The organism is Geodermatophilus aquaeductus (assembly GCF_900182545.1).
GTDB classification, from domain to species: Bacteria; Actinomycetota; Actinomycetes; order Mycobacteriales; family Geodermatophilaceae; genus Geodermatophilus; species Geodermatophilus aquaeductus.
On record NZ_FXTJ01000003.1, the window covers coordinates 386011 to 409673 of the forward strand.

General features: G+C 74.9%; 28 protein-coding genes. 6 read left to right on the forward strand and 22 right to left on the reverse strand.

The window, feature by feature from the left end; translation table 11 throughout:
* Positions 1 to 65: 65 nt before the first annotated feature.
* The 4 genes from glnA to FN207_RS10715 all read right to left on the reverse strand — a co-directional run bounded on the left by glnA (position 66) and on the right by FN207_RS10715 (position 4161).
* Positions 66 to 1406 carry a type I glutamate--ammonia ligase gene (gene glnA / locus FN207_RS10700; RefSeq protein ID WP_142458459.1) on the reverse strand — a complete coding sequence of 447 codons (1341 nt, stop codon included), beginning with the start codon at positions 1404 to 1406 and terminating at the stop codon, positions 66 to 68.
* Positions 1407 to 1514: 108 nt separating this feature from the next.
* Complete coding sequence (locus FN207_RS10705) at positions 1515 to 2735, reverse strand: NAD(P)/FAD-dependent oxidoreductase (RefSeq protein ID WP_142458460.1); 1221 nt, start codon at positions 2733 to 2735, stop codon at positions 1515 to 1517.
* Positions 2736 to 2765: 30 nt separating this feature from the next.
* Complete coding sequence (folE, locus tag FN207_RS10710; protein WP_142458461.1) at positions 2766 to 3410, reverse strand: GTP cyclohydrolase I; 645 nt, start codon at positions 3408 to 3410, stop codon at positions 2766 to 2768.
* Positions 3411 to 3468: 58 nt separating this feature from the next.
* Complete coding sequence (locus FN207_RS10715; protein WP_142458462.1) at positions 3469 to 4161, reverse strand: helix-turn-helix transcriptional regulator; 693 nt, start codon at positions 4159 to 4161, stop codon at positions 3469 to 3471.
* A gap of 183 nt (positions 4162 to 4344) precedes the next feature.
* On the opposite strand from FN207_RS10715, the gene FN207_RS10720 reads away from it, so the two are divergent.
* Positions 4345 to 6183 (forward strand): NAD+ synthase, encoded by a 1839-nt coding sequence (locus tag FN207_RS10720; RefSeq protein ID WP_221888135.1) that lies wholly within the window; start codon positions 4345 to 4347, stop codon positions 6181 to 6183.
* A 31-nt stretch (positions 6184 to 6214) separates the two neighbouring features.
* Positions 6215 to 7045 carry a 3-methyl-2-oxobutanoate hydroxymethyltransferase gene (gene panB, locus FN207_RS10725; RefSeq protein WP_142458463.1) on the forward strand — a complete coding sequence of 277 codons (831 nt, stop codon included), beginning with the start codon at positions 6215 to 6217 and terminating at the stop codon, positions 7043 to 7045.
* 183 nt (positions 7046 to 7228) lie between these two features.
* On the opposite strand, the gene FN207_RS10730 is transcribed toward panB, so the two are convergent.
* Positions 7229 to 7606, reverse strand: coding sequence for a DUF2784 domain-containing protein (locus tag FN207_RS10730; RefSeq protein WP_142458464.1), 378 nt, complete (start codon positions 7604 to 7606; stop codon positions 7229 to 7231).
* 50 nt (positions 7607 to 7656) lie between these two features.
* On the opposite strand from FN207_RS10730, the gene FN207_RS10735 reads away from it, so the two are divergent.
* Positions 7657 to 8766: a glycosyltransferase gene (locus tag FN207_RS10735; protein ID WP_142458465.1), complete on the forward strand. Its 1110-nt coding sequence runs from the start codon at positions 7657 to 7659 to the stop codon at positions 8764 to 8766.
* A gap of 6 nt (positions 8767 to 8772) precedes the next feature.
* Here the strand turns inward: FN207_RS10735 and npdG are convergent, their stop codons facing one another.
* From npdG to FN207_RS10750, 3 genes are all read right to left on the reverse strand, one after another.
* Positions 8773 to 9474, reverse strand: a complete 702-nt coding sequence (gene npdG / locus FN207_RS10740) for an NADPH-dependent F420 reductase (protein ID WP_142458466.1) — start codon at positions 9472 to 9474, stop codon at positions 8773 to 8775.
* A gap of 73 nt (positions 9475 to 9547) precedes the next feature.
* Positions 9548 to 9730 carry a hypothetical protein gene (locus FN207_RS10745; protein ID WP_110910018.1) on the reverse strand — a complete coding sequence of 61 codons (183 nt, stop codon included), beginning with the start codon at positions 9728 to 9730 and terminating at the stop codon, positions 9548 to 9550.
* A gap of 109 nt (positions 9731 to 9839) precedes the next feature.
* Positions 9840 to 10310 (reverse strand): cupin domain-containing protein, encoded by a 471-nt coding sequence (locus tag FN207_RS10750; RefSeq protein ID WP_142458467.1) that lies wholly within the window; start codon positions 10308 to 10310, stop codon positions 9840 to 9842.
* 110 nt (positions 10311 to 10420) lie between these two features.
* Between FN207_RS10750 and FN207_RS10755 the strand changes: the two genes are divergently transcribed.
* Positions 10421 to 11623 carry a GGDEF domain-containing protein gene (locus tag FN207_RS10755; protein ID WP_142458468.1) on the forward strand — a complete coding sequence of 401 codons (1203 nt, stop codon included), beginning with the start codon at positions 10421 to 10423 and terminating at the stop codon, positions 11621 to 11623.
* Between the two features lie 43 nt (positions 11624 to 11666).
* A complete protein-coding gene (locus tag FN207_RS10760) occupies positions 11667 to 12983 on the forward strand; it encodes a M24 family metallopeptidase (RefSeq protein WP_142458469.1) in 1317 nt (438 codons plus the stop codon).
* On the opposite strand, the gene FN207_RS10765 is transcribed toward FN207_RS10760, so the two are convergent.
* The 6 genes from FN207_RS10765 to FN207_RS10790 all read right to left on the reverse strand — a co-directional run bounded on the left by FN207_RS10765 (position 12980) and on the right by FN207_RS10790 (position 16019).
* The gene (locus tag FN207_RS10765; protein WP_142458470.1) at positions 12980 to 13405 is read right to left on the reverse strand and encodes a ChaB family protein; all 426 of its coding nucleotides are present in this window, start codon (positions 13403 to 13405) and stop codon (positions 12980 to 12982) included. The two genes, FN207_RS10760 and FN207_RS10765, sit on opposite strands and share 4 nt — an antisense overlap.
* A gap of 29 nt (positions 13406 to 13434) precedes the next feature.
* Positions 13435 to 13896 (reverse strand): cupin domain-containing protein, encoded by a 462-nt coding sequence (locus FN207_RS10770; protein ID WP_142458471.1) that lies wholly within the window; start codon positions 13894 to 13896, stop codon positions 13435 to 13437.
* Between the two features lie 90 nt (positions 13897 to 13986).
* A complete protein-coding gene (locus tag FN207_RS10775; protein WP_142458472.1) occupies positions 13987 to 14376 on the reverse strand; it encodes an acyl-CoA thioesterase in 390 nt (129 codons plus the stop codon).
* On the reverse strand, positions 14373 to 14603 hold the full coding sequence (locus FN207_RS10780) for a hypothetical protein (RefSeq protein ID WP_142458473.1): 231 nt from the start codon (positions 14601 to 14603) through the stop codon (positions 14373 to 14375). Before FN207_RS10780 ends, FN207_RS10775 begins: the two co-directional genes overlap by 4 nt.
* Positions 14604 to 14613: 10 nt before the next feature.
* Positions 14614 to 14871 (reverse strand): DUF2795 domain-containing protein, encoded by a 258-nt coding sequence (locus FN207_RS10785; protein WP_142458474.1) that lies wholly within the window; start codon positions 14869 to 14871, stop codon positions 14614 to 14616.
* 14 nt (positions 14872 to 14885) lie between these two features.
* The gene (locus FN207_RS10790; protein WP_142458475.1) at positions 14886 to 16019 is read right to left on the reverse strand and encodes a baeRF2 domain-containing protein; all 1134 of its coding nucleotides are present in this window, start codon (positions 16017 to 16019) and stop codon (positions 14886 to 14888) included.
* 139 nt (positions 16020 to 16158) lie between these two features.
* On the opposite strand from FN207_RS10790, the gene FN207_RS10795 reads away from it, so the two are divergent.
* Entirely contained in the window at positions 16159 to 16503 is a 345-nt protein-coding gene (locus FN207_RS10795; RefSeq protein ID WP_142458476.1) for a DUF8129 domain-containing protein, read from the forward strand.
* A gap of 75 nt (positions 16504 to 16578) precedes the next feature.
* Here FN207_RS10795 and FN207_RS10800 read toward each other — a convergent pair whose 3' ends face one another.
* From FN207_RS10800 to FN207_RS10835, 8 genes are all read right to left on the reverse strand, one after another.
* Positions 16579 to 17463: a type II secretion system F family protein gene (locus FN207_RS10800; RefSeq protein ID WP_185938278.1), complete on the reverse strand. Its 885-nt coding sequence runs from the start codon at positions 17461 to 17463 to the stop codon at positions 16579 to 16581.
* Positions 17463 to 18398: a type II secretion system F family protein gene (locus tag FN207_RS10805; RefSeq protein WP_142458477.1), complete on the reverse strand. Its 936-nt coding sequence runs from the start codon at positions 18396 to 18398 to the stop codon at positions 17463 to 17465. Before FN207_RS10805 ends, FN207_RS10800 begins: the two co-directional genes overlap by 1 nt.
* Positions 18398 to 19891, reverse strand: coding sequence for a TadA family conjugal transfer-associated ATPase (locus FN207_RS10810; RefSeq protein WP_185938279.1), 1494 nt, complete (start codon positions 19889 to 19891; stop codon positions 18398 to 18400). Before FN207_RS10810 ends, FN207_RS10805 begins: the two co-directional genes overlap by 1 nt.
* Positions 19888 to 21075: a CpaE/TadZ family protein gene (locus tag FN207_RS10815; protein WP_142458478.1), complete on the reverse strand. Its 1188-nt coding sequence runs from the start codon at positions 21073 to 21075 to the stop codon at positions 19888 to 19890. Before FN207_RS10815 ends, FN207_RS10810 begins: the two co-directional genes overlap by 4 nt.
* Complete coding sequence (gene cpaB / locus FN207_RS10820; protein ID WP_142458479.1) at positions 21072 to 21836, reverse strand: Flp pilus assembly protein CpaB; 765 nt, start codon at positions 21834 to 21836, stop codon at positions 21072 to 21074. Before cpaB ends, FN207_RS10815 begins: the two co-directional genes overlap by 4 nt.
* 2 nt (positions 21837 to 21838) lie before the next feature.
* Positions 21839 to 22861 carry a pilus assembly protein TadG-related protein gene (locus tag FN207_RS10825; RefSeq protein ID WP_142458480.1) on the reverse strand — a complete coding sequence of 341 codons (1023 nt, stop codon included), beginning with the start codon at positions 22859 to 22861 and terminating at the stop codon, positions 21839 to 21841.
* Complete coding sequence (locus FN207_RS10830; RefSeq protein WP_142458481.1) at positions 22849 to 23286, reverse strand: TadE/TadG family type IV pilus assembly protein; 438 nt, start codon at positions 23284 to 23286, stop codon at positions 22849 to 22851. Before FN207_RS10830 ends, FN207_RS10825 begins: the two co-directional genes overlap by 13 nt.
* Positions 23287 to 23399: 113 nt before the next feature.
* Positions 23400 to 23591 (reverse strand): Flp family type IVb pilin, encoded by a 192-nt coding sequence (locus FN207_RS10835; protein WP_142458482.1) that lies wholly within the window; start codon positions 23589 to 23591, stop codon positions 23400 to 23402.
* Positions 23592 to 23663 lie beyond the last annotated feature (72 nt).

Consider the following 23663-nt stretch of genomic DNA (forward strand, 5'->3'; position numbering starts at 1 on the left):
GCTCCTGCGGTCCTGCAGGACCGCAGGAGCACGAGGAACACCGTCAGAGCGGTGCGCGCCGGCCCCTACAGCCCCGGCAGGTAGCGCTTGAGCTCGAAGGGCGTCACGTTCTGCCGGTAGGAGTTGAACTCCTCCCACTTGTTGCGGAGGAAGAACTCGAACACGTGCTCGCCGAGGGTCTCGGCCACGAGCTCGCTGCCCTGCATCGCGGTCAGCGCCTCGCCGAGGGAGACCGGCAGGTCCTCGTAGCCGGCCGCGCGCCGCTCGGTGTCGGTGAGCGACCAGACGTCGTCCTCGGCCTCCGGCGGCAGCTCGTAGCCCTTCTCGATGCCCCGCAGACCGGCGGCCAGCAGGACGGCGAAGGTGAGGTAGGGGTTGCACGCGGAGTCCGGCGAGCGGACCTCGACCCGCGCCGACTGGCCCTTGTTCGGCTTGTACGAGGGCAGCCGCACCAGCGCCGAGCGGTTGGCCCGGCCCCACGTGGCCGCCGTCGGCGCCTCGGTGCCGGCCAGCAGCCGCCGGTAGGAGTTGACCGTCTGGTTGGTGACGGCGGTGAACTCGCGGGCGTGGGTGAGCAGGCCCGCGATGAACTGGCGCCCGGTGGTCGACAGCCGGATCGGGTCGGCCGGGTCGTGGAAGGCGTTGCGGTCGCCCTCGAACAGCGACACGTGCGTGTGCATCGCCGAGCCGGCCAGCTCGGTGAACGGCTTGGGCATGAACGTGGCGTGCACGCCCTGGGCGAGGGCGACCTCCCGGACCACGTGCCGCAGCGTCATCACGTTGTCGGCCATCGACAGCGCGTCGGCGTAGCGCAGGTCGATCTCCTGCTGGCCGGGCGCGACCTCGTGGTGGCTGAACTCGACCGAGATGCCCATCGCCTCGAGCGCGAAGACCGCCTCGCGGCGGAAGTCGTGCGCCACGTTGTGCGTGGACAGGTCGAAGTAGCCGCCGTTGTCGGCGGGCTCGGGCGGGCGGCCGTCGGTCGGGAGGTCCTTGAGCAGGAAGAACTCGACCTCGGGGTGGGTGTAGAAGGTGAACCCCATGTCGGCGGCCTTGCCGAGCGCCCGGCGCAGCACGTGCCGCGGGTCGGCCCACGACGGCGACCCGTCGGGCAGCGTGATGTCGCAGAACATCCGGGCGGTGTCGCTGGCCTGGCCCTTCGACGCCGGCATCACCTGGAAGGTGGCCGGGTCGGGCTTGGCGAGCATGTCCGACTCGTAGACGCGCGCGAAGCCCTCGATCGCCGAGCCGTCGAAGCCGATGCCCTCGGCGAAGGCCGCCTCGATCTCGGCCGGCGCGACGGCGACCGCCTTGAGGTAGCCGGAGACGTCGGTGAACCACAGCCGCACGAAGCGGATGTCGCGTTCCTCCAGGGTGCGCAGGACGAACTCCTGCTGTCGGTCCATGCTGGCCATGATCGGGTCCGCTCGTTTCCGGGTCGTGTCGTCGGTGCACAGCCTGCCCGGTCGGGGCAGGCCGCACACCGGCAGCCGGCACCGTGTCGCGGTCGCCGGTCAGACGACGAGCGACTCCAGGGGCGCGTCCGGATCGGCGAGCGCGGCGGCCGGGACGCGCTGACGGCTGCGGACGAGCGCCTGCAGCGGCGCGGTGACGTCCCAGACGTCGACGTTCATCGCCGCGGTGACGTGACCGTCGGACGTCCAGAAGGCGATGAAACCGCCGTCCTCCGGGTCGCCGCGGCAGACGACCGTGTCCCCGGGTCCGCTCAGCCCGGAGTACTCCATCCCCAGGTCGTACTGGTCGGTGAAGAAGTAGGGCACGCGGTCGTACGTGACGTCCTGCCCGAGCATCGAGCGCGCCGCGGCCGGCCCGCCGTGCAGCGCGTTGGCCCAGTGCTCCACGCGCAGGTGCCGGCCGTAGAGCAGGGAGAAGGACGCCGCGACGTCGCCGGCCGCGAACACACCCGGCGCGGAGGCCCGCAGGGCGTGGTCGGTGACCACCCCGTTGTCGACCTCGAGCCCCGCCGACGCCGCCAGCTGCGTGTGCGGGACGGCGCCGATGCCCACGACCACCAGGTCCGCGGGCAGCCCCACGTCCCGGTCGGTCACCACCGCGGTGACCCGGCCGCCGGCGCCCCGGATCTCCCGCACGGTCGTCCCGGTGAGCAGGTCGACGCCGTGCTGCCGGTGCAGGCGGGCGAAGACCTCGCCCATCCGCTGCCCCAGCACCGCGTGCAGCGGCGTCGGCTGCGGCTCGACGACGGTGACCGCGTTGCCGCGGGAACGGGCGGCCGCCGCCACCTCCAGCCCGATCCACCCCCCACCCACGACCACGAGCTGCCGTCCGCCGTCGGCGAGGTCGGCCCTCAGCCGGTCGGCGTCGGCCAGGGTCCGCAGGTACCGGACGCCGTCCAGGTCGGCCCCGCGGACGGGCAGCCGCCGGGCCGACGCCCCGGTGGCGAGCAGCAGCCGGTCGTAGGCCATCTCCTCCCCCGTCGCCAGCTCGACGCGGCGCGCGGCGACGTCGAGGCCGACGGCGGCCACGCCGGTCCGGAGCTCGACGTCGTTCGCCTCGTACCAGCCGGGCTCGTGCACGCGGGCGCTCTCCCGCTCCGCGCTGCCGAGCAGGTACCCCTTCGACAGCGGTGGCCGCTCGTAGGGCAGCTCCGGTTCTCCGGCGACCAGCACCACCCGGCCGTCGAAGCCCTCCGCGCGCAGGGTCTCGGCCGCCTTGGCGCCGGCCAGACCCCCACCGACCAGGACGATCGTCTCCACGGCTCCTCCTCCCGGGTCCGGGTCCCGGCGTCAGGCCGCGGTCCGGGCGAGGGAGAGGAACTCCCCGCGGGACCGGGCGTCGTCGCGCAGCACGCCGCGCAGGGCCGAGGTGGTGGTGCGGGCGCCCGCTGCCCGGACGCCCCGCAGCGACATGCACAGGTGCTCCGCCTCGATGACCACCCCGACGCCGCGCGGGGCCAGGTGCTCCTGGAGCCAGTCGGCGACCTGCTGGGTCAGCCGCTCCTGCACCTGCAGGTCCCGGGCGAGGAGGTCCAGCACGCGGGCGAGCTTCGACAGCCCGAGGATCCGGTCGCCGGGCAGGTAGCCGACGTGCGCCACCCCGGCGAAGGGCAGGAGGTGGTGCTCGCACAGCGACCGGACGGGCAGCGCGGTCGCGAGGACCAGCTCGTCGTACCCCTCGTCGTTCGGGAAGGTCGTCAGGTCGAACGACGGGCCGGTGAGCATCTCGGCGAAAGAGTCGACGACCCGCCTCGGTGTCCCGGCCAGGTGCGGTGAGGCCGGGTCGCGGCCCAGGGCGGACAGGAGGTCGGCGACGGCCCGCTCGGCCGCGGGGACGTCGATGGTCCCGCCCTCGCGGACCACCCGCAGCGGTGCCGGCCGCTGCTCCGTCGTGCCGGCCCCCGGCCGGAGTGTGCTGCTGTCCGCGAGCGTCATGGCGCTCTCCTTCTAGAACCAATGATGGTTAGAAGTAGAGACCCGGGCCACACCGCTGTCAACCGGTTCGCGCTCCGCGACCGGACCGATCGAGCCGGACGCAGCAGGCACCCGGGTCCGGCTGCAGCGACGCGGTCAGGCCGGCCTCCCCGACGCCGTCGAGGACCCCCTCGACCAGGCGCAGGTTCATGCCGCAGACCAGCTCGGGATGCGCCCGGGCGAGGACGTGGAAGGGGCAGTTGGCCAGCACGACCTCACCGTCCGCCTCCCGCGGCTCGAAGCCGTGCCGCTCCAGTACGCGCAGCGCCCCCTCCGGGCCGCACCCGGAGCCCTCCGCGGCGGCCAGCTCCCGGCCCCGGCGGAAGGCCTCCCCGCTGAGGACGACGGCCGGTCGCTCCCCCGACCGCTCGGCGCCCGCCACCGCCGTGGCGAGCAGGTCACCGGCCAGGTCGTAGTGCCGTTCCGGCAGGGACACCGACACCGTGTCCCCGGTCCGGCGGTACAGCTTGGCCGGGCGCCCGGCGCCGGGGCCGGTCCGGCCCGACCGCCGCTCGTAGTGGACGTCGAGCAGGCCGTCGGCCACCAGCCGGTCCAGGTGGAAGGCCGTCGTGGGCCGGCCGATCCCGAGGGCGCCGGCCACGTCGTCCCGGCTCAGCGGGTGCGGTGAGCGGGCGACGTGCTCGTAGAGACGGCGTCGGGTCGGCTCGGCCAGGGCGGCGACGGCGGCGACCTGCGCGGCGCGGGGATCCACGGGTCGACTCTAGGACCAACCGGCCTTCGTCATACAGTTCGGGCAGCTCCGCGGCTCCGGCGGCGCGGCCGGCGCGGGACGGAGATCCCTGCCCCACCGCCCCGTCCCGGTACAGCACCGGATGTGGCGCTGGTCACACCTCCCGCTCGCCCGCCCGTCCGGGGGCGGGAGAAGACTGGGTGTGTGAGCGGTCCGGTGCAGCTGAGAGTCGCGATGGCCCAGGTCGACACCCGCGTCGGGGACCTGGAGGGCAACGCCGCGCTCGTCGTCGAGTGGGCGCGCAGGGCCGCGGACGACGGCGCGCACCTGGTCGTCTTCCCGGAGATGACGCTGACCGGCTACCCGGCCGAGGACCTGGTGCTGCGGGAGTCCTTCGCCCGCGCCAGCGAGCAGGCGGTCACCGACCTCGCCGGCACGCTGGAGCGCGAGGGACTCGGGGAGCTCGCCGTCGTCGTCGGGTACCTGGCGCACACCGAGGGCCAGGCACGGGTCGACACGCCACCGAGCGACGAGGAGACCCTCGACGACGAGCGGCCCGGCGACGCCAACCCCCGCCGCGGCCAGCCCCGCAACGCCGCCGCCCTGCTGCACGGCGGGCGCGTGGTGGGCCGCTACGCCAAGCGGCACCTGCCCAACTACGGCGTCTTCGACGAGGCCCGCTACTTCGTGCCCGGCACCGAGCTGCAGGTGGTGCGGTTCCACGGCGTCGACGTCGCGCTGACCATCTGCGAGGACCTGTGGGTCGAGGGCGGGCCCTGTGGCGTGGCCGGGCAGGCCGGCGTCGACCTCGTCGTCTCCCCCAACGCCTCCCCCTACGAGCGGGCCAAGGACGACCTGCGGCTGCCACTGGTCCGCCGCCGCGCCGCCGAGGCCAACGCGCCGATCCTGTACTGCAACCAGGTGGGCGGGCAGGACGAGCTGGTCTTCGACGGCGACTCCCTCGCCGTCTCCGCCGACGGCGCGCTGCTCGCCCGGGCGCCGCAGTTCGTCGAGCACCTGCTGTGCGTCGACCTCACCCTCGACCCCGCGCGCGTGCCGCAGCGGCGCGAGGGCCGGATCGGGCCGATGACGGTCACCCGGACGGTCCTGTCCGAGGAGCCGGTGCCCGCCTTCGAGCCGCGGCCCGGGCACGTGGCCGACCCGCTGAGCGACTGCGAGGAGGTCTGGCGGGCGCTGGTGCTCGGCCTGCGGGACTTCATCGACAAGAACGGCTTCCCGTCGGTGGTGTTCGGCCTGTCCGGCGGGATCGACTCGGCCTTGGTGGCCGCGCTGTCGGTGGACGCGCTCGGCGCCGACCGGGTGCACGCCGTCGCCCTGCCCTCGCGCTGGTCCTCGGAGCACTCGCTCGCCGACGCCGGGGACAGCGCCCGGCGGTTGGGCCTGCACTACTCCACCGTGCCGATCGCGCCGATGGTCGACGCGTTCGAGGGGCAGGTCGAGCTGTCGGGGACAGCGGCGGAGAACCTGCAGGCGCGCATCCGCGGCACGCTGCTCATGGGGCTGTCCAACCAGCACGGCCACCTGCTGCTGGCCACCAGCAACAAGAGCGAGGTCGCCGTCGGCTACTCGACGCTCTACGGCGACGCCGCCGGCGGGTTCGCGCCGATCAAGGACGTGCCCAAGACGCTGGTGTGGGAGCTGTCCCGCTGGCGCAACGCGTACGCCCGGGAGCGCGGGGAGACCGAGCCGATCCCGCAGAACTCGATCGACAAGCCGCCGTCGGCGGAGCTCGCGCCCGGGCAGAAGGACAGCGACTCGCTGCCCTCCTACGAGGAGCTCGACGCCGTCATCGCCGACTACGTCGACCGCGACCTCGGGATGGCCGAGCTGCTCGAGCGCGGCCACGACCCCGAGATCGTGGCCCGGGTGCTGCGCATGGTCGACATCGCCGAGTTCAAGCGCCGGCAGTCCGCGCCCGGCACCAAGATCAGTCTCAAGGCCTTCGGCCGCGACCGGCGGCTGCCGATCACCAACCGCTGGCGGGAGAGCCTGCCCAGCGTCCGCGAAGGAGCCCAGGCGTGAACGAGCTCGCGAGTTCGGCAGGGAGCACAGCGTGACCGAGTCGGTGCTGTACGGCGGGACGTCGACCGCGCGAGTGCGCATCCACCACCTGCAGCAGGCCAAGGAGCGCGGCGAGAAGTGGGCGATGCTCACCGCCTACGACACCTACAGCGCGCAGGTGTTCGAGGAGGCCGGCATCCCGGTGATGCTGGTCGGCGACTCGGCGGGCAACGTCGTCCTCGGCCACAGCTCGACGGTGCCGGTCACCGTCGACGACCTGCTGCTCATGACCAAGGCGGTCACCCGCTCGACGAAGCGGTCGCTGATCGTGGCCGACCTGCCCTTCGGCAGCTACGAGTCCGGTCCGCAGGAGGCCTTCGCCACCGCCGTCCGGATGATGAAGGAGGGCGGCGCGCAGGCGGTCAAGCTCGAGGGCGGGGTCCGGGTGGCGCCGCAGATCCGGATGCTCACCGACAACGGCGTGCCGGTGATGGCGCACGTCGGGTTCACGCCGCAGAGCGAGCACGCCCTCGGCGGGTTCCGCGTGCAGGGCCGCGGCGCCGGCGCCGACCAGCTGCTCGCCGACGCGCACGCGGTGCAGGAGGCCGGCGCGTTCGCCGTCGTCCTCGAGATGGTGCCCGCTCCCGTCGCCGCCCAGGTGACGAAGGAGCTGTCGATCCCGACGATCGGCATCGGCGCCGGCGCGGACTGCGACGCCCAGGTGCTGGTGTGGCCGGACATGGCCGGGCTCAACGGCGGCCGGGTGCCGAAGTTCGTGAAGAGGTACGCCGACCTGCGGGGCGAGCTGCTGCGCGCGGCCCGCGAGTACGCCGACGAGGTCCGCGGCGGCGTCTTCCCGGGCCCCGAGCACTCGTTCGAGTAGTCATCCCGCCGGGGACGCCCCGGTCGAGCGTGTGCGCTGACGCCGCTGTCGGAGCCCGGCAACCCGGCGTCGGCGCACCCGCTCAGTCACCCGACGCGGCTGCGGGTGCCGACGCGGGTCGCACCGGCAGGGTGGTGTGCGCCGGCGGCGCGTTCCCGGCACCGAAGGCGCCGCGAACGCACATCACCGCACGCGCAGCCCGGCCCGGCGCCGGCGCACCCGCTCGGCCAGCAGTGCGTAGCCGACGGCGTTGAGGCCGAGGGCCACGGTGTACATCCCGATCTGGACGCCGGCCGAGCGGACGTCGAGGCCCAGCGGGGCGAACAGGAAGTTCCCGAGGAAGCCGCCGTCGTAGGGCGCCGCGCCGGCCCGCTCCCGCAGCGCGAGCTCGACGGTCGTGATCGGGCACGGCGCCCCGGAGGCGTTGACCGCGAGCACGGCCAGCGCCACCGGCGCGTGCACGAGCACCAGCCGCGGCCACCGCAGCGCCAGCAGGGCGCCGGTCAGCATGAACAGCACGACGGCCGCGTGCAGGACCGCGACCGCGTTCGCGAGCAGCACGCGTCCATGGTGCCCTTGTCCGCCCGGTCGTGGGCGGCCAGCCTGGGCCCATGCGCGTCCTGGTCGTCGCGTCCCCGCTGACCGGTCACGTCCTGCCACTGGTCCCGCTCGCGCTGGCACTGCGCGACGCCGGCGCCGAGGTGGTCGTGGCCACGGCCGGGGACGGTGTCGCGGCCTGCCCGCCGGAGCTCTCCCCCGTCGACGTCGCCCCCGGCCTGCGGCTGGGCCCGCTGTTCGGCCGGCTGATGCTGCGCCGGCCGCTGCTGGCCCGCCGCGAGATGGCCGGCCGGGGCGGGACGACGGCGGTCGGGCTGCTCTTCGGCACCCTCGGCGCCCGGATGGCCGAGGGCGTCCTCACCACGGCCGGGCAGCACCGCCCCGACCTGGTCCTGCACGAGTCCCTGGCGCCGGCGGGCGCGGAGGCCGCCGCCCGCCGCAGTGTGCCCTCGGTCCTGGTGGAGGGGAACCTGTTCGACGCCGGGGTGCTGCTCGCCGCGGCCCTCGCCACCTACCGCCCGGCCCGGGGGCTCGGCGGGCTCCCGCCGCCGGCGCGGGTGCTCACCTCCTCGCCGCCGAGCGTGGTGGGCCCGCGGACGGGGACCCCGATGCGCGCCGTCCCGTGGACGCCGGACCGGCCCTTCGACGAGTCGTTCACCCGCCCGGGCCCGCGCCCGCGCCTGCTGGTCAGCCGCAGCACCGTGGCCTCGCCCGGTCCCGACCGGCTCATGCGCGACGCCGTCGCCGCCGCGGCGGGCACCGACCTCGACGTCGTCCTGGTCCGGCCCGACCGCCGGGTGACCCGCCGCCGGCTGCCGCCCCCGGTGCGGACGGCGGACTGGCTGCCCTTCCCGCGGGTGGTGCCGGCCGCCGCGGGCGTGGTGCACCACGGCGGCGCCGGCACCGTCCTCACCGCGCTGGCCGCAGGCAGGCCGCAGCTGGTGGTCCGCGGTGCCGGCGACCGCCGCACCAACGGCGACCTGCTCGCCGCCCGCGGCGCCGGCCTGGCCGTCGAGCCCGGCGGGATCACCCGGGCGCTGCTCGAGCGGCTGGTGTCCGACCCGGCCCTGGCCACCGCCGCCCGCGAGGTCGCCGCCGAGATGGCCGCGATGCCCGCACCGGCCGACGTCGTCCCGGACCTGCTGGCGCTGGCCGGCCGGTGAGGGCGCTCAGACGTCGGTGACGCGGATGCCGGCGTGGGCCTTGTAGCGGCGGTTGACCGAGACGAGGTTGATGGTCAGCGCCTCGACCTGGCGGGCGTTGCGCAGCCGGCCGGCGTAGATGCCGCGCATCCCGGGCAGCCGCCCGGCCAGCGCCTGCACGGTGTCGGTGGCCGCGCGGACGTCGCCGACGACCATGACGTCGCCGTCGATGGTCGGCTGCGAGAGGTCCTCGAGCAGCCGGGCCGACAGGTGGTGGAACGCGCCGACCACGTCGGAGTCGGGCAGCAGCGCCGCGGCCTGCTGGGTGACGCTGCCCTCCTCGACGTCGAGGACGTGGGCGCCGAGCTCGTCGAAGCCCATCGGCACCACGCAGTCGACGACGACCTTGCCGGCCAGCGGCGCCGCCAGCTCGGCCAGCGTGGCGGCGTGCCCGGCGTAGGGGACGGCGACGATGACCAGGTCGGCAGCGCCGGCGACGTCGAGGTTCGACCCGCCCTGCACCGACACCTCACCGCCGGAGACGGTGGCGGCCCGCCCGGCCACCTCCTCGGCGACCTCGCGGGCGCGGTCGGCGTCGCGGGAGCCGAGCAGCACCCGCTGCCCGACCGCGGCCAGCCGGACGGCGAGCCCGCGCCCCTGGGGCCCGGTGCCGCCGAGCACCCCGACGACCAGGTCCTCGACCGGACGAGTCTCCGCTGCGGTGGTCACGCTGCCTCCTCCCGGGCACCGGCGGTCCCGGCGCACCGGGCCCGATCATGCCCGGCGGATCAGGCGGGGCCGGTCAGCGGCCCTCCCACTCCCGGTCCTCCTGGTCGAGCTTCTCGTTGCGCTCGGCCACTCCCTGCAGCGCGTGCTCGGCCTCCTCGCGGGTGTCGTACGGGCCGAGGCGGTGCCGCTCGGCGCAGCCGTCGCGGGTCTCGACGGTGTTGTGCTTCAGGCAGTAGAACCACGGTCCCTGCGCCACGGGCGCGCCTCCTGTCAGCCGGTCCCCGCGGACGGGGGACGCCTCCACCCCGGCATGCCCGGGGACGGCGACGGACATGCTCCTCCGGTCCCCGCCGTCCCGTCCGGTCTCACTCCTCGACCATCACCTGGTCGTGGCGCGCGTAGAAGGCCGTCATCTCCTCCGGGCCCGGCCGGCGCCCGCTGCGCCGCATCTCGGCCATCTCGGCGAAAAACTCCTCCCGGGCGATGCCGGGGGTGAACAGGATGAGGAAGGACGCCGGCTCGTCGGAGTCGTTGCGGAAGCCGTGCACGCCGCGCTCGTGGGCGAGGGCGAAGTCGCCGGGCCGGTACGGCTGCCAGCGCCCACCGGCGTAGAGGGTCAGCTCGCCGGACAGCACGTAGAAGGACTCGGAGAACGTCTGGTGGTAGTGCGGCATCGCACCCGGCGACCGCGGGCCGAGGCGGTACTCGACCAGCCCGAAGCGCCCCGCGGTGACCGCGCCGGGCGCCACCATGCGCAGCGCCGCGGACCCGGCCTCGGTGAGCGGGTGGTCGGCCAGGGTGCGGACGTCGACGAGACCGGGCTCCGGGAGCGACATGCCGGGAGCCTGCCAGCGACGACGCCGGGCGGGGAACGCCGCCGTCGTCCCATCGGGGGAGCCGCGCGGACGACCGCCCCGCCGTCGTCCCCGTAGGGCACGATGCGGCGGTGACCCCACACCGGCCACGCGATCCCGACGGGCCCCCGTCCGGGAACGTCATCGGGCCCGGCGGTCCCGAGAACCGGGTCGCCGCGCTCCTGCTCGCCGTCCTGCTCTGCGTCGGCGGCCTGACGGGCCTGGTGAGCCTCACCCTCGACGGGGTCGTCCGCGACGGCGTCGTCCGCACCACATACGCGGCCACGATGGCCGCGTGCCTGCTGGCGGCCGTGCCGCTGGTGGTGCGCCGCCGCGCCGGGCTGTGGCAGACCTTCGGCCTGGTGCTCCTCGCCGACCTCGTCTACGTCGTCGCGGCGCTGTGCGTCGAGGACCCGGTCCGCTACGCGACGCCGCTCATGCTGCTGTTCCCGTCGATGGTGGCCGCCTGGTTCCTCGTGCCGTGGATGCTCGGGGTGCACATGGCCGCCGTGCCGGTGGCACTCCTCATCGCCATGCAGCACGGCTACGACAGCGTGGGCGGGCTCGCCGTCCAGGTGGCGATCTCCGCGGGGATGCTCGACCTCGTCGCGGTGGGCGTGAACCTGCTGCGCCGCCGCGAGCAGCGGCTGCTGGCGGCCACCGCGGCGCTCTCGCAGCACGACCCGCTCACCGGCCTGGCCAACCGCCGCTACCTGGTCGAGCAGGTCCCCCGCCTGTGGCGCCAGGCCCGCCGCGAGGGCCAGCGGGTGGCCGCGATGGTCATCGACCTCGACCACTTCAAGCAGGTCAACGACCGGCACGGGCACGCCGCCGGCGACGCCGTCCTGCAGGCCGTGGCCGGCGTGCTGGCCGACACCGTGCGCCCCAGCGACGTGCTCGCCCGCCTCGGCGGGGAGGAGCTGGTGGTGCTCGGGCTGGTCGGCGACCCCGGGGAGGCGGCGCACCTCGCCGAGCGGCTGCGGCTCGCGGTGGGGACGGCGCGCAGCGGCCACGGGCACGCGGTCACCGCCTCCATCGGCGTCGCGCTCGCCCGCCCCGGCGACGGCGAGGACGCGGTCGGGGCGCTGTGGCGGCTGGTGGACCGGGCCGACGCGGCGATGTACGTGGCCAAGCAGGGCGGCCGCGACCGGGTGGCCACCCTCGCCCCGTCGGGAGCCACCCCGACGCCGACCCCGACGCCCCCGCCGCGGCGCGCACCGGCCGCCGAGCGGTTCGACCCGCCGACGGTCCCCGTCCCGCGCCTGCCGGGCGCGCCCCCGACCGAGCCGGGCTGACTTCCAGCAGGTGGCGGCGGCGGTTCTCTGCTTCCCTGTCCCCATGACGCTCGTCGTCCCTGACCCGACGCGGACGGTGCCCCTGCCGCTGCGTCAGCAGGCCGACGTCCGCGACCGGTGGCTGACCCAGCGCCTGCTCGACCTGCTGCCCGGCCTGATGGACCGCGCCGGCATCGACCTGTGGCTGGTCGTCGGCCGCGAGGGCAGCGAGGACCCGGTGCTGCCCACCCTGCTGCCGGCCACCTGGCTGTCCGCGCGCCGGCTGGTCGTCCTGGTCCTGCACCGCAGCGACGACGGCGTCACGCCGGTGGCGGTCTCCCGCTACCCGGTGGGCCAGTACCTGCCCGGCTGGTCGGCCGAGGAGGACGGCGACACCGGCGAGGGCGACGAGCGCGCCCTGTGGGCCGCGGTGCGGCGGATCGTGGCCCAGGCCGACCCGCGCCGGATCGGCATCGACGTGTCGGCCGGCTGTCCGCTGGCCGACGGGTTGTCGGTGGCCGAGCACCGGCTGCTCGCCGGCGCGCTCGGCGACCTCGCCGACCGGCTGGTCCCGGCCGAGGACCTCGTCGTCGGCTGGCTGGAGACGCGGCTGCCGCAGGAGGTCGCCGCGCTCGACGCCCTGGCCCGGCTCACCGACCGGGTGCTGGCCGAGACCCTCTCCCCCGCCGTGCTCGTCCCGGGCCTGACGACCGCGGCCGACCTGGCCTGGGGCCTGCGCGAGCGGCTGACCGACCTCGGCACCCCGCCGTGGTTCCACCCGGGGGTCACCGTGCAGCGCGCCGGCGTGCCCCTGCGCGCCGACGGCGGGGTCGACCTGCCCGCCGTGCCGCAGGCCGCCGTCCTCGAGCCCGGTGACCTGGTCACCTGCGACGCCGGCCTCTCCAGCCTGGGCCTGGCCACCGACCTGCAGCGCAGCGCCTACCTGCTGCGGCCCGGAGAGGAGGGCCCGCCGGCCGGCCTGCGGCAGGCGTGGGAGGCCGGCCTCCGGGCGCAGGAGCTCACCGCGGCCGCGTTCGTCCCGGGCCGGACCGGCAACGAGGTGCTGGCCGCCGCCCGGGCCGCGACCGCCGCCGAGGGGCTGCCCACTGACGTCTACTCCCACCCGGTGGGTGTGCACGGGCACGGCGCGGGGCCGGCGATCGGCCGGTGGGACGACCAGCGCGGCGTCCCCGGCGACGGCGACCGGGTGCTGCACCCGGGCACCGTGTTCGCCCTCGAGATGGCCGTGCGCGTGCCGGTGCCCGAGTGGGACGGCCAGTGCCTGCGGCTGGCGGTGGAGGAGCAGGTCGTCCTCACCCGCACCGGGACGGCGCCGCTGGGCGCGCCGCAGCGCGAGCTGTGGACGGTCCCGCCCGGCTAGCTCTCGCGCGCCTTCGCCGTCGCCCGGTCGTTGGCCTTCTGGATGGCGTCGACCAGCTCGTCCTTGCTCATCGACGAGCGGCCGTGGACGTCGAGCCGCTTCGCGACGTCCATGAGGTGCTCCTTGGTGGCGTTGGCGTCGACGCCGCCCTTCGTCTCCCGGTCGGTGTCCGCGCCGCCCTCGGCCTGCGCGTCGCTCGGGCCCTTGTGGTCCTTGGGCTCCCAGTGGTCGCCGACCTTCTCGTGCGTGTGCTTGACCGCCGCCCACGCCACCCGGTTGGCCCGCTGCTCGTCGCCGTCGTAGGACTCGACGGCGGAGTCGTGGGCCTTGGCGAACGTGCGCTGCGCCTTCTCGTCCGAGCGCTCCAGCGTGCTGGGGATCTCCTCGGCCTTCGCGTCGCCGCTCTTCGTCGTCTTCGGCATGCCGGCCGCGGTACCCGCGGGCCGGGCGGTCAGTCGTCCGGCCCGAGCCAGGTGACGCCGTGGTCCCGGGAGGCGCGCTGGTAGGCCTCGTCGAACGAGCCGCCGGTCTCGCTGGCCTCGGCCAGGATGCGGAAGAAGCCCTCGAAGCCGGCCGGGGACGTCATGCAGAGCAGCCGCCCCGTGCGCGGCACCACCCTCCGGTGGGAGTGCGGGATGCCGCGCGGGAGGAACACCGTCCCGCCCGGGCCGACCGCGAACTCCTGATCGCCGCAGACGAAGACGTGGTCGCCCTCGACGACGTGGTACAGCTCGTCGACGTCCCGGTGCACGTGCCGGGAGGTGTCGAGGATCGGGGTCTCCTCCTCGAACAGCGAGAAGGCCCCGCCCGTGGTGTCGGCGGACGCACGGACGACGATCGTCGTGCCCCAGAAGACCAGCCGCTCCCCGCCGTCGTGGTCCCGTGCGAAGGGCGGCGCGGCGGGCTCGACCATGCAGGAACGCTACGCCGGGGGCCGCCCGGCGTCAGCGGTCCGGAACGCGGCCGACGACAGCGTGGACACACCGGACGCCGGGCACCCCGCTCAGCCCGCCAGCCACCGCGACCAGTGCGCGCGCTGCTCGTCGGTCAGCGGGGTGGAGGCGTCGGCGGCGTAGTCGAAGTTGACCAGCACCATCTCCGCGCGCAGCACCACCCGGTCGTCCTGGGTGAGCTCCTGGCGCATGCCGATGGAGCTGCGGCCCAGCCGGGTGATCGTCGTGGCGACCGTCAGGTGCTCGCCGATCCGGTAGTGCACCTGGTGGAGGTAGTCGATCTCCAGCCGGGCGAGGATGATCCCCGCGCCGGGCGTGGAGTCGACCATCGCCAGCCGGGCGTCCTCGAGCAGCCCGAGCACGCGGGCGTGGTTGACGTGCCCGAAGACGTCGGTGTCCGACCAGCGCAGCTGGACCGGGTGCTCGTGCCGCTCGCTCAGGGCAGGTCCGCCGTGTCCGCGGACTGGCGGTGCGCGCCCTGGGCGTCGTCGGGGTCGGCGTGCACGGTGCGCTCCTCGGACTCGGCGAGGATGACCTCGGCGGCGACCTCCTCCATGCCGCTGCCCTTCATCGGCGCCTCCTCCGGCAGGAGGTCGGCGCGCGTCTCGACGTTGTGCTCGGTGACGTTGGCCAGGGCCTCCGGGCTCGGCTCCTTCTGCGTGACCATCCCGACCTCCCTAGAACCGCTGCTGCTCGGTGCCGATGCCCAGCGCGCGGGCCACGTCCTGCACGTTCTCGAACTGCTGCCCCGACGGCAGCCGGCGCAGGTCGGCGAGCACGCGGTCGGGAGCGTTGGACTCCTGGGCGCGGGCGACCAGCGTGTCGCGGTCGGCCGGCCACACCTCCTTGCCGAGCGCCTCGGCGATCGCCGCGCGGTGGTCGACGTCGGCCGGGCTGGTGCCCGCGGGGGTGCCCTCCTGGTGGGGATCGGTCATGGCTGCGGCCTCCGTCACTGGGGGGTGGGCGTGGAGTCGTCGGTGTAGCGGAGGACGGCCGCCACGGGGATGTCGCCGGGCATCGCCGCACGGGGTACGACGACGACGCCGGCGGAGCTGGCCACGGCCGCGGCGAGCAGCGCCCGCTCGGCCGGCACCGAGTGGGCCTCCTGCACGCCGAGGGCGTCCATGTCCCCCTGGTCGACGCCGAGCTCCAGCGGCGAGGCGCCCACCAGCAGCTCCTCGTCGTCGGCCGGGTCGGCGAGGACGAGCGTCTCCACCTGGGCCTTGCGCAGCGCCTCGATGACGGGCGCGGTGCCGGTCACGGCCAGGCCGTGGGCGCCGGCGGAGCTGATCTTCTCGACGACGTCGGCCTCGTCGCGCGCCTCGTGCTCGGCGACCAGCTCGGCCGCCTTGCGCTCCACGGGCTCGCGGTCGGCGCCGGCGGCGCGGCCACCCTCGTCGATGGACACGATGAGGTCCGACCACAGCCCGCTGGCGCGGTCGGTGAGGATCTGCCGGGCGCGCACGTCACCGGCCAGCAGCACGAAGCGCGGGTGCACCCGGCGCACGACCGAGGCGATGTGCTCGGCGACGTCGTCGGCGTTGTGGACCCACTTGTTCTCGGCGTTGTGCTGGTACCGGTGGTGGGCCCAGCCGCCGCCCTGGAACTTGCGGATCTGGAAGGTGTCGCCCGTGACCGTCTCCTCCTCCTCGGCCTGGCCGGGGAGGCTGGCGAGGGTGAGGTCGGCGCCGGTGCGGTCGGTGAGCACGACGACGTGCGGGACGCGGCCCGGGAGCGCGCGCAGCACCGGCAGCAGGTCGGGCTGGGGCGACCACTCGGCCAGCTCCTGGCGCGGCACGTCGGCGAGCTGGGAGTCGAAGACCACCGTGCCGTCGGCGGCGACGACGACCGCGCGGCCGCGGATGGTCCCGGCCTCACCGCCGTCGTTGCCCTCGAGCAGCCGGCTGCGCACCGCCTCGACGACGGCCTCCGGCGCCCCCTGCTCGGTGAGCCGCTCGGCGATCGCGCGGACGCGGAGGTCCAGCTCGGTGTCGGCGTTCTCGGTGGTGTGCGTGACGTCGGCCGTCACGGTGGCGAAGGGACCGGCGGCCTCGAAGACCGGCGCCAGGAACGACACGTCCATGGGGTGGGGACCACTTCCTCGGTGCGGATCGGTGTGCGGGACGGCGTCCACGGGAGGGACGCGCACTGTCCGCCGCCTACCCACCGACCCGGGTGCCACACACCGTGTGGAACCGGGTTGGACGGGTAGGCGGTCTGCCATGACCGAGCACGACCAGCTGCCGCTGCCCGACTACGACCACCTGCCGGTGGAGGGACTGATCTCGCGCATCCGCACGCTGGACGCGACCGGCCTGCAGACGCTCCTGGACTACGAGCAGGCCCACGCGAACCGCCTGCAGGTCGTCATCGCGATGCAGAACCGGCTCAAGTCGCTGCACGAGGGCGCCCAGCCCTCCGGCGGCGACCCGGCCGCCGCGGCCGCCGACGACCCGGTGCACGCCTCCGCCGGCTCCAAGGTGTCCCAGGCGACCACCGGCCCGGTGATCAACCCGCCGTCGCAGGGCGATCCCACCAACCCGGCCCAGCCCCGCTCCACCGGCTGACCCCTCCCCCGCACACACGACGGCGGCCGCGCACCCGGGGAGGGTGCGCGGCCGCCGTGTGCGTGGACCGGGAGGTCAGAAGGCGTCCCCGAGGCCGGACATCATCGGCCCCACCACGATGATCAGCAGCGCGGGGAGGATGCACGTCATCAGCGGGAACGTCACCTTCACCGGCACCTTCATCGCCTGCTCCTCGGCGCGCTGGCGTCGCTTGAGCCGCATCTCGTCGGCCTGCACGCGCAGGACGTCGACCACGGCGATGCCGTAGGCGTCGGCCTGGTTGATGGCGCTGACGAAGCGGCGCAGGTCCTCGACCTGGGTGCGCCGCACCAGCGCCTCGTAGGCCTCCCGGCGCGGGCGGCCGACGGTGACGTCCTGCAGCGTGCGCACCAGCTCGCCGGCCAGGGGGCCGGTGCCGGTGGCCGCGGCCCGGGCGAGTGCACCGTCGAAGCCGAGCCCCGCCTCGACCGCGATGGTCATCTGGTCGAGGACGTCGGGCAGCTCCTGGGCGATGGCCTTCTGCCGCTCCTGCCCGCGGCTGTGCAGCACGATCTCCGGCACGTGGTAGGCGACGGCGACGGCGGCGGCCACGACCAGCGCGACGAGCAGCCCCGCGTGGTCGGCGAGGACCACGGCCCCGAGGACCGCCACGCCGAGGCCCAGGCCGAGCTTGGCCCACAGCAGCCGGGTCATCGTCCAGCCCTCGGGCCGGCCGGCGAGGTCCAGCTGCCGGCGCACCCGCCGGGCCGAGGAGTCCGGGGTCAGCGCGCGCAGCAGGGCGCCCCACCCGGTCCGCCGCGCCTCGAGCGAGCCGACCTCGAAGGTGCTGGCGAACAGGCCGCGGGTCAGGTTGCGGCGGGCGATGGCCAGCGTCCGCCCCGAGCGGGTGAAGGCGACGTGCAGCGTCACGGCCACCGGGACGACGAGCGCGACCACGCCGGCGAGGACGAGCGGGGGCATCAGAACCTCACCTTGACGACGGCGCGCAGCCACAGGTAACCGACGAGCATCAGCGCACCGGCCATCAGCATGATCACGATCCCGGACCCGGTCGTCAGCCGCTCGAGGTACCCGGGCGAGACCAGGGAGAGCAGCACGGCCGTGCCGAAGGGCAGCGCGAGCAGCACGACGCCGGACGTGCGCCCCTCCGCCGACAGCGCGCGGGCGTGCCGGCGCAGCGCGTTGCGCTCCCGGATCGTCGTGCTGACGCGGTCGAGGACCTCGGCCAGGTTGCCGCCGACCTCGCGGTGGATGGCGATCGCCTGCACGACCCAGCCGAAGTCCTTGCTGCCGGTGCGCTCGGCGACCTCCTCCAGGGCCCGGTTGACGTCGCGGCCGACCCGGGTCTCGTTCACGACGCGCGAGAACTCGACCGACGTCGGAGCCTCGGTGTCGCGGGAGACCGCGTCGAGGGCGCGCAGCACGCTGTGCCCGGCGCGGAGGCTGCTGGCCATGAGGTGCAGGGCGTCGTCGAGCTGGTCGGCGAAGGCGGCCTGCCGCCGGTCGCGCTTGCCGTTGACCACGACGACCGCCGCGACGGGCACGAGCACCGCCGCGATCAGGCCGAGGACCGGGCCGCCGAGCGCACCGCCGAGGAGTGCGGCGGCCGCGACCGAGGCGGCCACGACCACGACCACCTCGGCCGGCGTGCGGGTGATGCCGGCCCGCTCCAGGGTCCGTTCGAGCTGCTCGGCGCGGCCCAGCCGCTGCAGCAGCCGGTCGGCCAGCGCCGCGGTGTCGTCGGCGGCGCCGGCCAGGCGGCCGGCCTGGGGCCGGGCCCTGGGGTCCAGCCGCTCGAGGCCCACCCGCGGTGGGCGCGGCGTGACCAGCACGAGGACGCCGATGAGCACCGCGAGCGCGACCGCGCCGACGGCGGCCCACAGCACCGGCGTCATCAGCCCCGCCCCCCGAAGGAGGACCGCTGCGGCGCGACGCCGAAGACCCGCGAGGACAGGTTGATGCCGAGCTCGGCGAACTTCTCGGTGAACCGCGGCCGCACCCCGGTGGGGACGGCCCGGCCCAGGAAGCGGCCGTTGAGGTCGGTGCCCGCCGAGTAGTCGAAGAGGAAGGCGTCCTGCAGGGTGACCGTGTCGCCCTCCAGGCCCTGGACCTCGGTGACGTGGGTGACCCGGCGGGTGCCGTCGCGCAGCCGGCTGATCTGCACGATCACGTCGACGGCCGAGGCCACCTGCTCGCGCACGGCCCGCAGCGGCAGGTCCATGCCGGCCATGAGGACCAGGGTCTCCAGCCGGGCGATGGCGTCGCGCGGGGTGTTCGCGTGCACCGTCGACAGAGAGCCGTCGTGGCCGGTGTTCATCGCCTGGAGCATGTCGAGGCTCTCGCCCCCGCGGACCTCGCCGACGACGATGCGGTCCGGGCGCATCCGCAGCGAGTTGCGGACCAGGTCGCGGATGGTGATCTCGCCCTTGCCCTCGATGTTGCGGGGGCGCGACTCCAGCCGGACGACGTGGTCCTGCTGCAGCTGCAGCTCGACGGCGTCCTCGATCGTGATGATCCGCTCGTTCTCCGGGATGAACGACGACAGGACGTTGAGCAGCGTCGTCTTGCCGGTGCCGGTGCCGCCGGAGACGACGATGTTCAGCCGCGCCTCGACGCAGGCCCGCAGCAGCTCTGCCATCTCCGGCGTGAGGGTGCCGAAGGAGATGAGGTCGGCGACCTGGAACGGGTCCCGGCTGAACTTCCGGATGGTGAGCGTGGAGCCGCTGAAGGCCAGCGGCGGGATGACGGCGTTGACACGGGAGCCGTCGGCCAGGCGGGCGTCGACCAGCGGCGAGGACTCGTCGATGCGGCGGCCCACCCGGGAGACGATCCGCTCGATCACCTGGCGCAGGTGCTGCTCGTCGGCGAAGCTCGCCGTCGTGCGGCTGATCCGGCCCTTGCGCTCGACGTAGACCGAGTCGGGCCCGTTGACCATGATCTCGCTGACCGCGGGGTCGTCGAGGTAGGGCTGCAGCGGGCCGTGCCCGAGCACCTCGTCGGTGATCTCGGTCATCAGGCGCCGGCGGTCCTCGGCCGACAGCGGCGTCTGCTCGTTGGCGACCACCCGCTGCAGCTCGGCGCGGACCATGGCGTGCAGCTGGTCCTCGGGCAGGTTGCCGTCGCTCAGCTTGGCCCCGAGCCGCTCGAACAGCGCCCGCCGGGCGCGGTCCTTGAGCCGGCCGAGCGCGTCACCGGCGGGCACCGCGGCGTCCGCAGCCGGCCGCGGACCCGGGAGCGCACCCGTGTCCGGGACGGGGTGCGCGGCTGCGGCGCGGGTGGCGAGCGTCTTGTGCTCGATCACCTCGGGGGCGCTGCGGGCCACCCGGACGGGGTCGGCGCCGAGGGCGGCCTCCCCCCGCGCGAGGGCCACCCGGTCGTTGAGGTTCACCGCGAGCCCGCCCGGAGGCGGCCGAACAGGCCGGACTTGCGGGGGCCGGCGTCGGGCAGCAGCCGGCCGAGCAGGGTCTGCAGGCCGCGGGCGACGGCGTCGCGGCTGCCCGCCTCCAGGAGCGGGGCGCCGGTGTTGGTCGACAGCGGGACGGCGTTGGTCCGCGGCAGGACGACGTCGAGCGGCACGCCCACGGTCGTCTCGACGTCGGACATCGACAGCGCGCCCGCGGAGTCGGCCATGTTGAGCACCAGGTGCCGCCCGGCCGGCACCAGGCCGAGCTCGGTGAGCACGTCGAGCTCCTTGCGCAGCCCGCGCACGCCGGGCACGTCCATGCTGCTCATGAGCACCAGGTCGGTGGCCTTCTCCAGCGCCATGAGCGTGTGGTCGGACAGGCCCGGGGCGGTGTCGATGACGACGTAGCGGAACTCGTGGCTCAGGGTCTCGATGAGCCGGCCCACCTGCTCGGCGGTGACGGCGTCACCGGCGGCCGGCGACTCGCTGCCGGCCACGACGTAGAGGCCGCTGGGGTGCCGGGTGAGGAAGGTCTTGAGCACCAGCGGGTCGTTGCTGGCCGCGCCGTGCACGGTGTCGGGCAGCGAGTACTCCGGCGCGAGGGCCAGGGCGCTGGCGACGTCGCCGAACTGCACGTCGAGGTCGACGATCACCGTCGGGCCGACGCCGGCCTTGGCCAGGCCGATCGCCAGGTTGGTGGACACCGTGGTCTTGCCGACCCCGCCCTTGGGCGAGGCGACGACGACCACCCGGTGCTCCGGGCGGCTGCCGGTGGCGGCCTGCGTGGCCTCCCAGCGGGCACGGGCGAGGTCGGCGGCGCGGCCGATGACCGCCTCGACGTCGGCCGGGCCGGCGTCGGCTGACAGGACGTCGCGGACGCCGGCGCGCATGGCCGACATCCACAGGTCGGGGTCGGCGGGGGCCACCACGACGACGCTGCTCATCGGGGCGGCGACGTCGACGTGGCCGGCGAGGACGAACGCCCGCTCGAGCGGCACCGCCGGGCCGAGCACGACGACCTGCGGGTTGCCGGCCTCGGCGATCCGGCCGAGCAGCCCGCCGTCGGCGTCGAGGGTTTCGACGCCGAGGTTGAGCAGGTCGCCGTTGCTGGCCTCGGCGAAGCGCTGGACGAGGTCGGCTCCGACGCCGACCGTGAGGACCTGGGTCACTTGTCGCCTCCGCTGGGAGTGGTTGCGGTGAGGGTGGTGTCGTCCGAGGACGCGTCGGTCACGAGCGTGAGCCAGACCGTCCCGAGCTCGGCCCCGGCGGCCAGCACGGGAGCGTCCTGCGGGAGGACCGCGAGGGTGACGGTCACGGCGTCGGTCCCGGCCGCGGTGGCGGCGCCGTCCTCCGACGAGGCGGGAACGCCGTTGTCCACGCGGGTGACCAGGACGTCGGCGAGGGCCTGGCGGCTCACCGGCCGCTGGGTGGTGGTGCCGGGGATGGTCTCCGGGGTCGAGACGACGACGTCGACGACGTCGTGGGGCGCCAGCTGCCCGCCGAGGGCGCGCTGCGGCTCCAGCGTCAGGCTCATCTCGACCATGCCCGCGGGCACCGGTGCGCTGCCGTCGGCCTCCAGCTCGTCCACGTGCGGGACGGCGAAGCGCGCGGACTGGACCTGCTCGCCCGCGAGGAGCGGCGCCGTCGTCAGCTTGCCCGCGAGCGCGTCGAGGGCGGCAACGTCGGTCAGCGCGCCGTCGCTCACCAGGCGCGCGGGCACCTGCTCCTCCACGACGGCGGACCGGACGGTGGCGACGTCCGCGCCCTTCGGCACCTCCCGGCCGACGACGAGGACGGAGACCTGCTCCTCCCCCGCCTGGGCCCGTTCGTCGGCGCCGCGGACGTACTGGACGAGGACGACCGCCCCGAACAGGGCGAGCGCGAGGGCGGTGAAGCCGGCGATGATCCGACGTCGCATGGTGGTGGTCATCCCTACTGGGGGTCGAGGAACACGGAGTAGGCGCCGCGGTACCGGGCGTCGAAGGTCGTGAGGTCAGGAGCGGTTCGGGAGACAGTCGCGGGGGTCCCCGAGTCCGCCGGCAACGCGGCCCGCGAGAAGCGGCCGATGAGAGCCGGGTCGTCGGTCCGGTTGATGTAGTCGTAGCCCTCGAGGTAGAAGGCGGCGTAGGCGTAGACGCGGAGCTGCTGAGCGCCGACCGGCCCGGTGACCCGGTCCCAGATCGGGACGATGACGGTGGTCCCGACCAGGCTCGCCAGGTAGGCGTTGCTGCAGCTGACCGGCAGCCGGTAGTAGGTCGTGTACATGCCGGTGTACTGGCTGACGGTGCCGCCGATCGTGGACGTCGTGCCACAGGCGTTGTTGTTGTCGTCGCCATTGGTCACCGCGTAGCCGACCTGGACCGGCGTCACGCCGTCGGGCCCGATGCAGGTCTGGGGGGAACCGAGATCCGTGGTGGCGTTGACACGGATCGTGGCGTTGCCGTTGCGGTCGCGCTGCATCTGGCCGACGTACTCGCACCAGCTGATGACCAGCGGGAACTTCGCCAGCCCGCCGGAGGTCGGCGCCCAGGAGGCCCGGCTGGTGGTGGTGACGCGGGTCGACGTCCGGCCGACCGCCTGGGCGAACCAGTGCGTCGCGTCGGCCGACGTGGTGACGGTGACCTGCTGCGTGCCCACCGACACCGTCGGGGTGCGCAGGGTGGCGTCCGCGGCGTCGGCGGCGCCGGCGTTCGCCGTGAGCATCGCCGAGGCGGTGGCGGCGGTGTTGCCGCAGGTGCCGCGCGCGCAGTCGGCGGCGATCGCGAGGGCCGCCGCGTCGGCCGCGTTGCTCAGCTGCGTGCGGTCGGAGTAGTAGGAGGCGACGTCGACGGCGAGCGCCCCGCAGGCGAGCAGCGACGTGAAGAGCAGGACGGTCATGACGGCCGTGGCCCCGCGCTCCTGGGCGAGGCGGCGCGGGGACAGTCGGCGGAGCAGCCGGGTGGTCAGCCGCCGCATCGCATCCTCGCCTGGCCGGAGAGGTCGACGCCGGTGCGGCCGAGCATCCCGGAGACGAACGCCTGCCGGTAGGTGATCCGGACGGTGACGGTGTCGGTGGGCGTGGCGCCGGCGCACGAGCTGCCGCGGGAGAAGGTGAGGGTGACGGCCGACGAGGGCACACCGAGGGAGCTGGCGGCGTTGACCGCGGCCGTCCGGGCCGTCGTGGCGTTGTTGGTGAGCACCATGGCCCGGGCGCCCTCGCGGGCGGCCGCCGACAGCATGCTCTGGGCCGAGAAGGCCTTGCTGAACTCGACGATGCCGAAAAGCAGCATCAGCAGGACCGGGGCGACGAGGGCGAACTCGACAGCGGCGGCACCGCGCTCCCCGAGGAGGCGGGCCAGTGGCCGCTGCGAGCGGCGAGGACGACGGGACCGGGGGTCCATGGGCCGGCGCTCCTCTCCGGAGTGTGGTAGGGGGGTCTACGGGGCGGAGGCGGTGCGGTGCCGGGTGGCACCGCACCGCCTCCGGCGACCCGAGGTGGTACAGGACCTGCGGGTCAGAGGATGCTGTCGAACTTCGCCTTGATCTCGGGACCGAAGACGGCGGTCACACCGGCGACGATGGCGGCGATGGCGGCGACCAGCAGCGCGTACTCGACCATGCTGGCGCCCTTCTCACCCTTGACCGACTCGAGCCGGTCGGAGACGACGAAGGACAGGGTCTGCAGGGCGGCGAAGATGGTGGTCACGGTGCTCTCCTTGCGGGTCGGCCGTCGGCGGGTCCGGGTCCGTGTGACTCGGTGTCGCGGCTTGCACACTGA

What these genes read in the sequence shown, in the direction of transcription:
- glnA (WP_142458459.1), bottom strand. Translation starts at nt 1,406, where the DNA reads ATGGACCGACAGCAGGAGTTCGTCCTGCGCACCCTGGAGGAACGCGAC.
- folE (WP_142458461.1), bottom strand. Translation starts at nt 3,410, where the DNA reads ATGACGCTCGCGGACAGCAGCACACTCCGGCCGGGGGCCGGCACGACG.
- FN207_RS10735 (WP_142458465.1), top strand. Translation starts at nt 7,657, where the DNA reads ATGCGCGTCCTGGTCGTCGCGTCCCCGCTGACCGGTCACGTCCTGCCA.
- FN207_RS10750 (WP_142458467.1), bottom strand. Translation starts at nt 10,310, where the DNA reads ATGTCGCTCCCGGAGCCCGGTCTCGTCGACGTCCGCACCCTGGCCGAC.
- FN207_RS10760 (WP_142458469.1), top strand. Translation starts at nt 11,667, where the DNA reads ATGACGCTCGTCGTCCCTGACCCGACGCGGACGGTGCCCCTGCCGCTG.
- FN207_RS10765 (WP_142458470.1), bottom strand. Translation starts at nt 13,405, where the DNA reads ATGCCGAAGACGACGAAGAGCGGCGACGCGAAGGCCGAGGAGATCCCC.
- FN207_RS10770 (WP_142458471.1), bottom strand. Translation starts at nt 13,896, where the DNA reads ATGGTCGAGCCCGCCGCGCCGCCCTTCGCACGGGACCACGACGGCGGG.
- FN207_RS10780 (WP_142458473.1), bottom strand. Translation starts at nt 14,603, where the DNA reads ATGGTCACGCAGAAGGAGCCGAGCCCGGAGGCCCTGGCCAACGTCACC.
- FN207_RS10785 (WP_142458474.1), bottom strand. Translation starts at nt 14,871, where the DNA reads ATGACCGATCCCCACCAGGAGGGCACCCCCGCGGGCACCAGCCCGGCC.
- FN207_RS10790 (WP_142458475.1), bottom strand. Translation starts at nt 16,019, where the DNA reads ATGGACGTGTCGTTCCTGGCGCCGGTCTTCGAGGCCGCCGGTCCCTTC.
- FN207_RS10795 (WP_142458476.1), top strand. Translation starts at nt 16,159, where the DNA reads ATGACCGAGCACGACCAGCTGCCGCTGCCCGACTACGACCACCTGCCG.
- FN207_RS10800 (WP_185938278.1), bottom strand. Translation starts at nt 17,463, where the DNA reads ATGCCCCCGCTCGTCCTCGCCGGCGTGGTCGCGCTCGTCGTCCCGGTG.
- FN207_RS10805 (WP_142458477.1), bottom strand. Translation starts at nt 18,398, where the DNA reads ATGACGCCGGTGCTGTGGGCCGCCGTCGGCGCGGTCGCGCTCGCGGTG.
- cpaB (WP_142458479.1), bottom strand. Translation starts at nt 21,836, where the DNA reads ATGACCACCACCATGCGACGTCGGATCATCGCCGGCTTCACCGCCCTC.
- FN207_RS10825 (WP_142458480.1), bottom strand. Translation starts at nt 22,861, where the DNA reads ATGCGGCGGCTGACCACCCGGCTGCTCCGCCGACTGTCCCCGCGCCGC.
- FN207_RS10830 (WP_142458481.1), bottom strand. Translation starts at nt 23,286, where the DNA reads ATGGACCCCCGGTCCCGTCGTCCTCGCCGCTCGCAGCGGCCACTGGCC.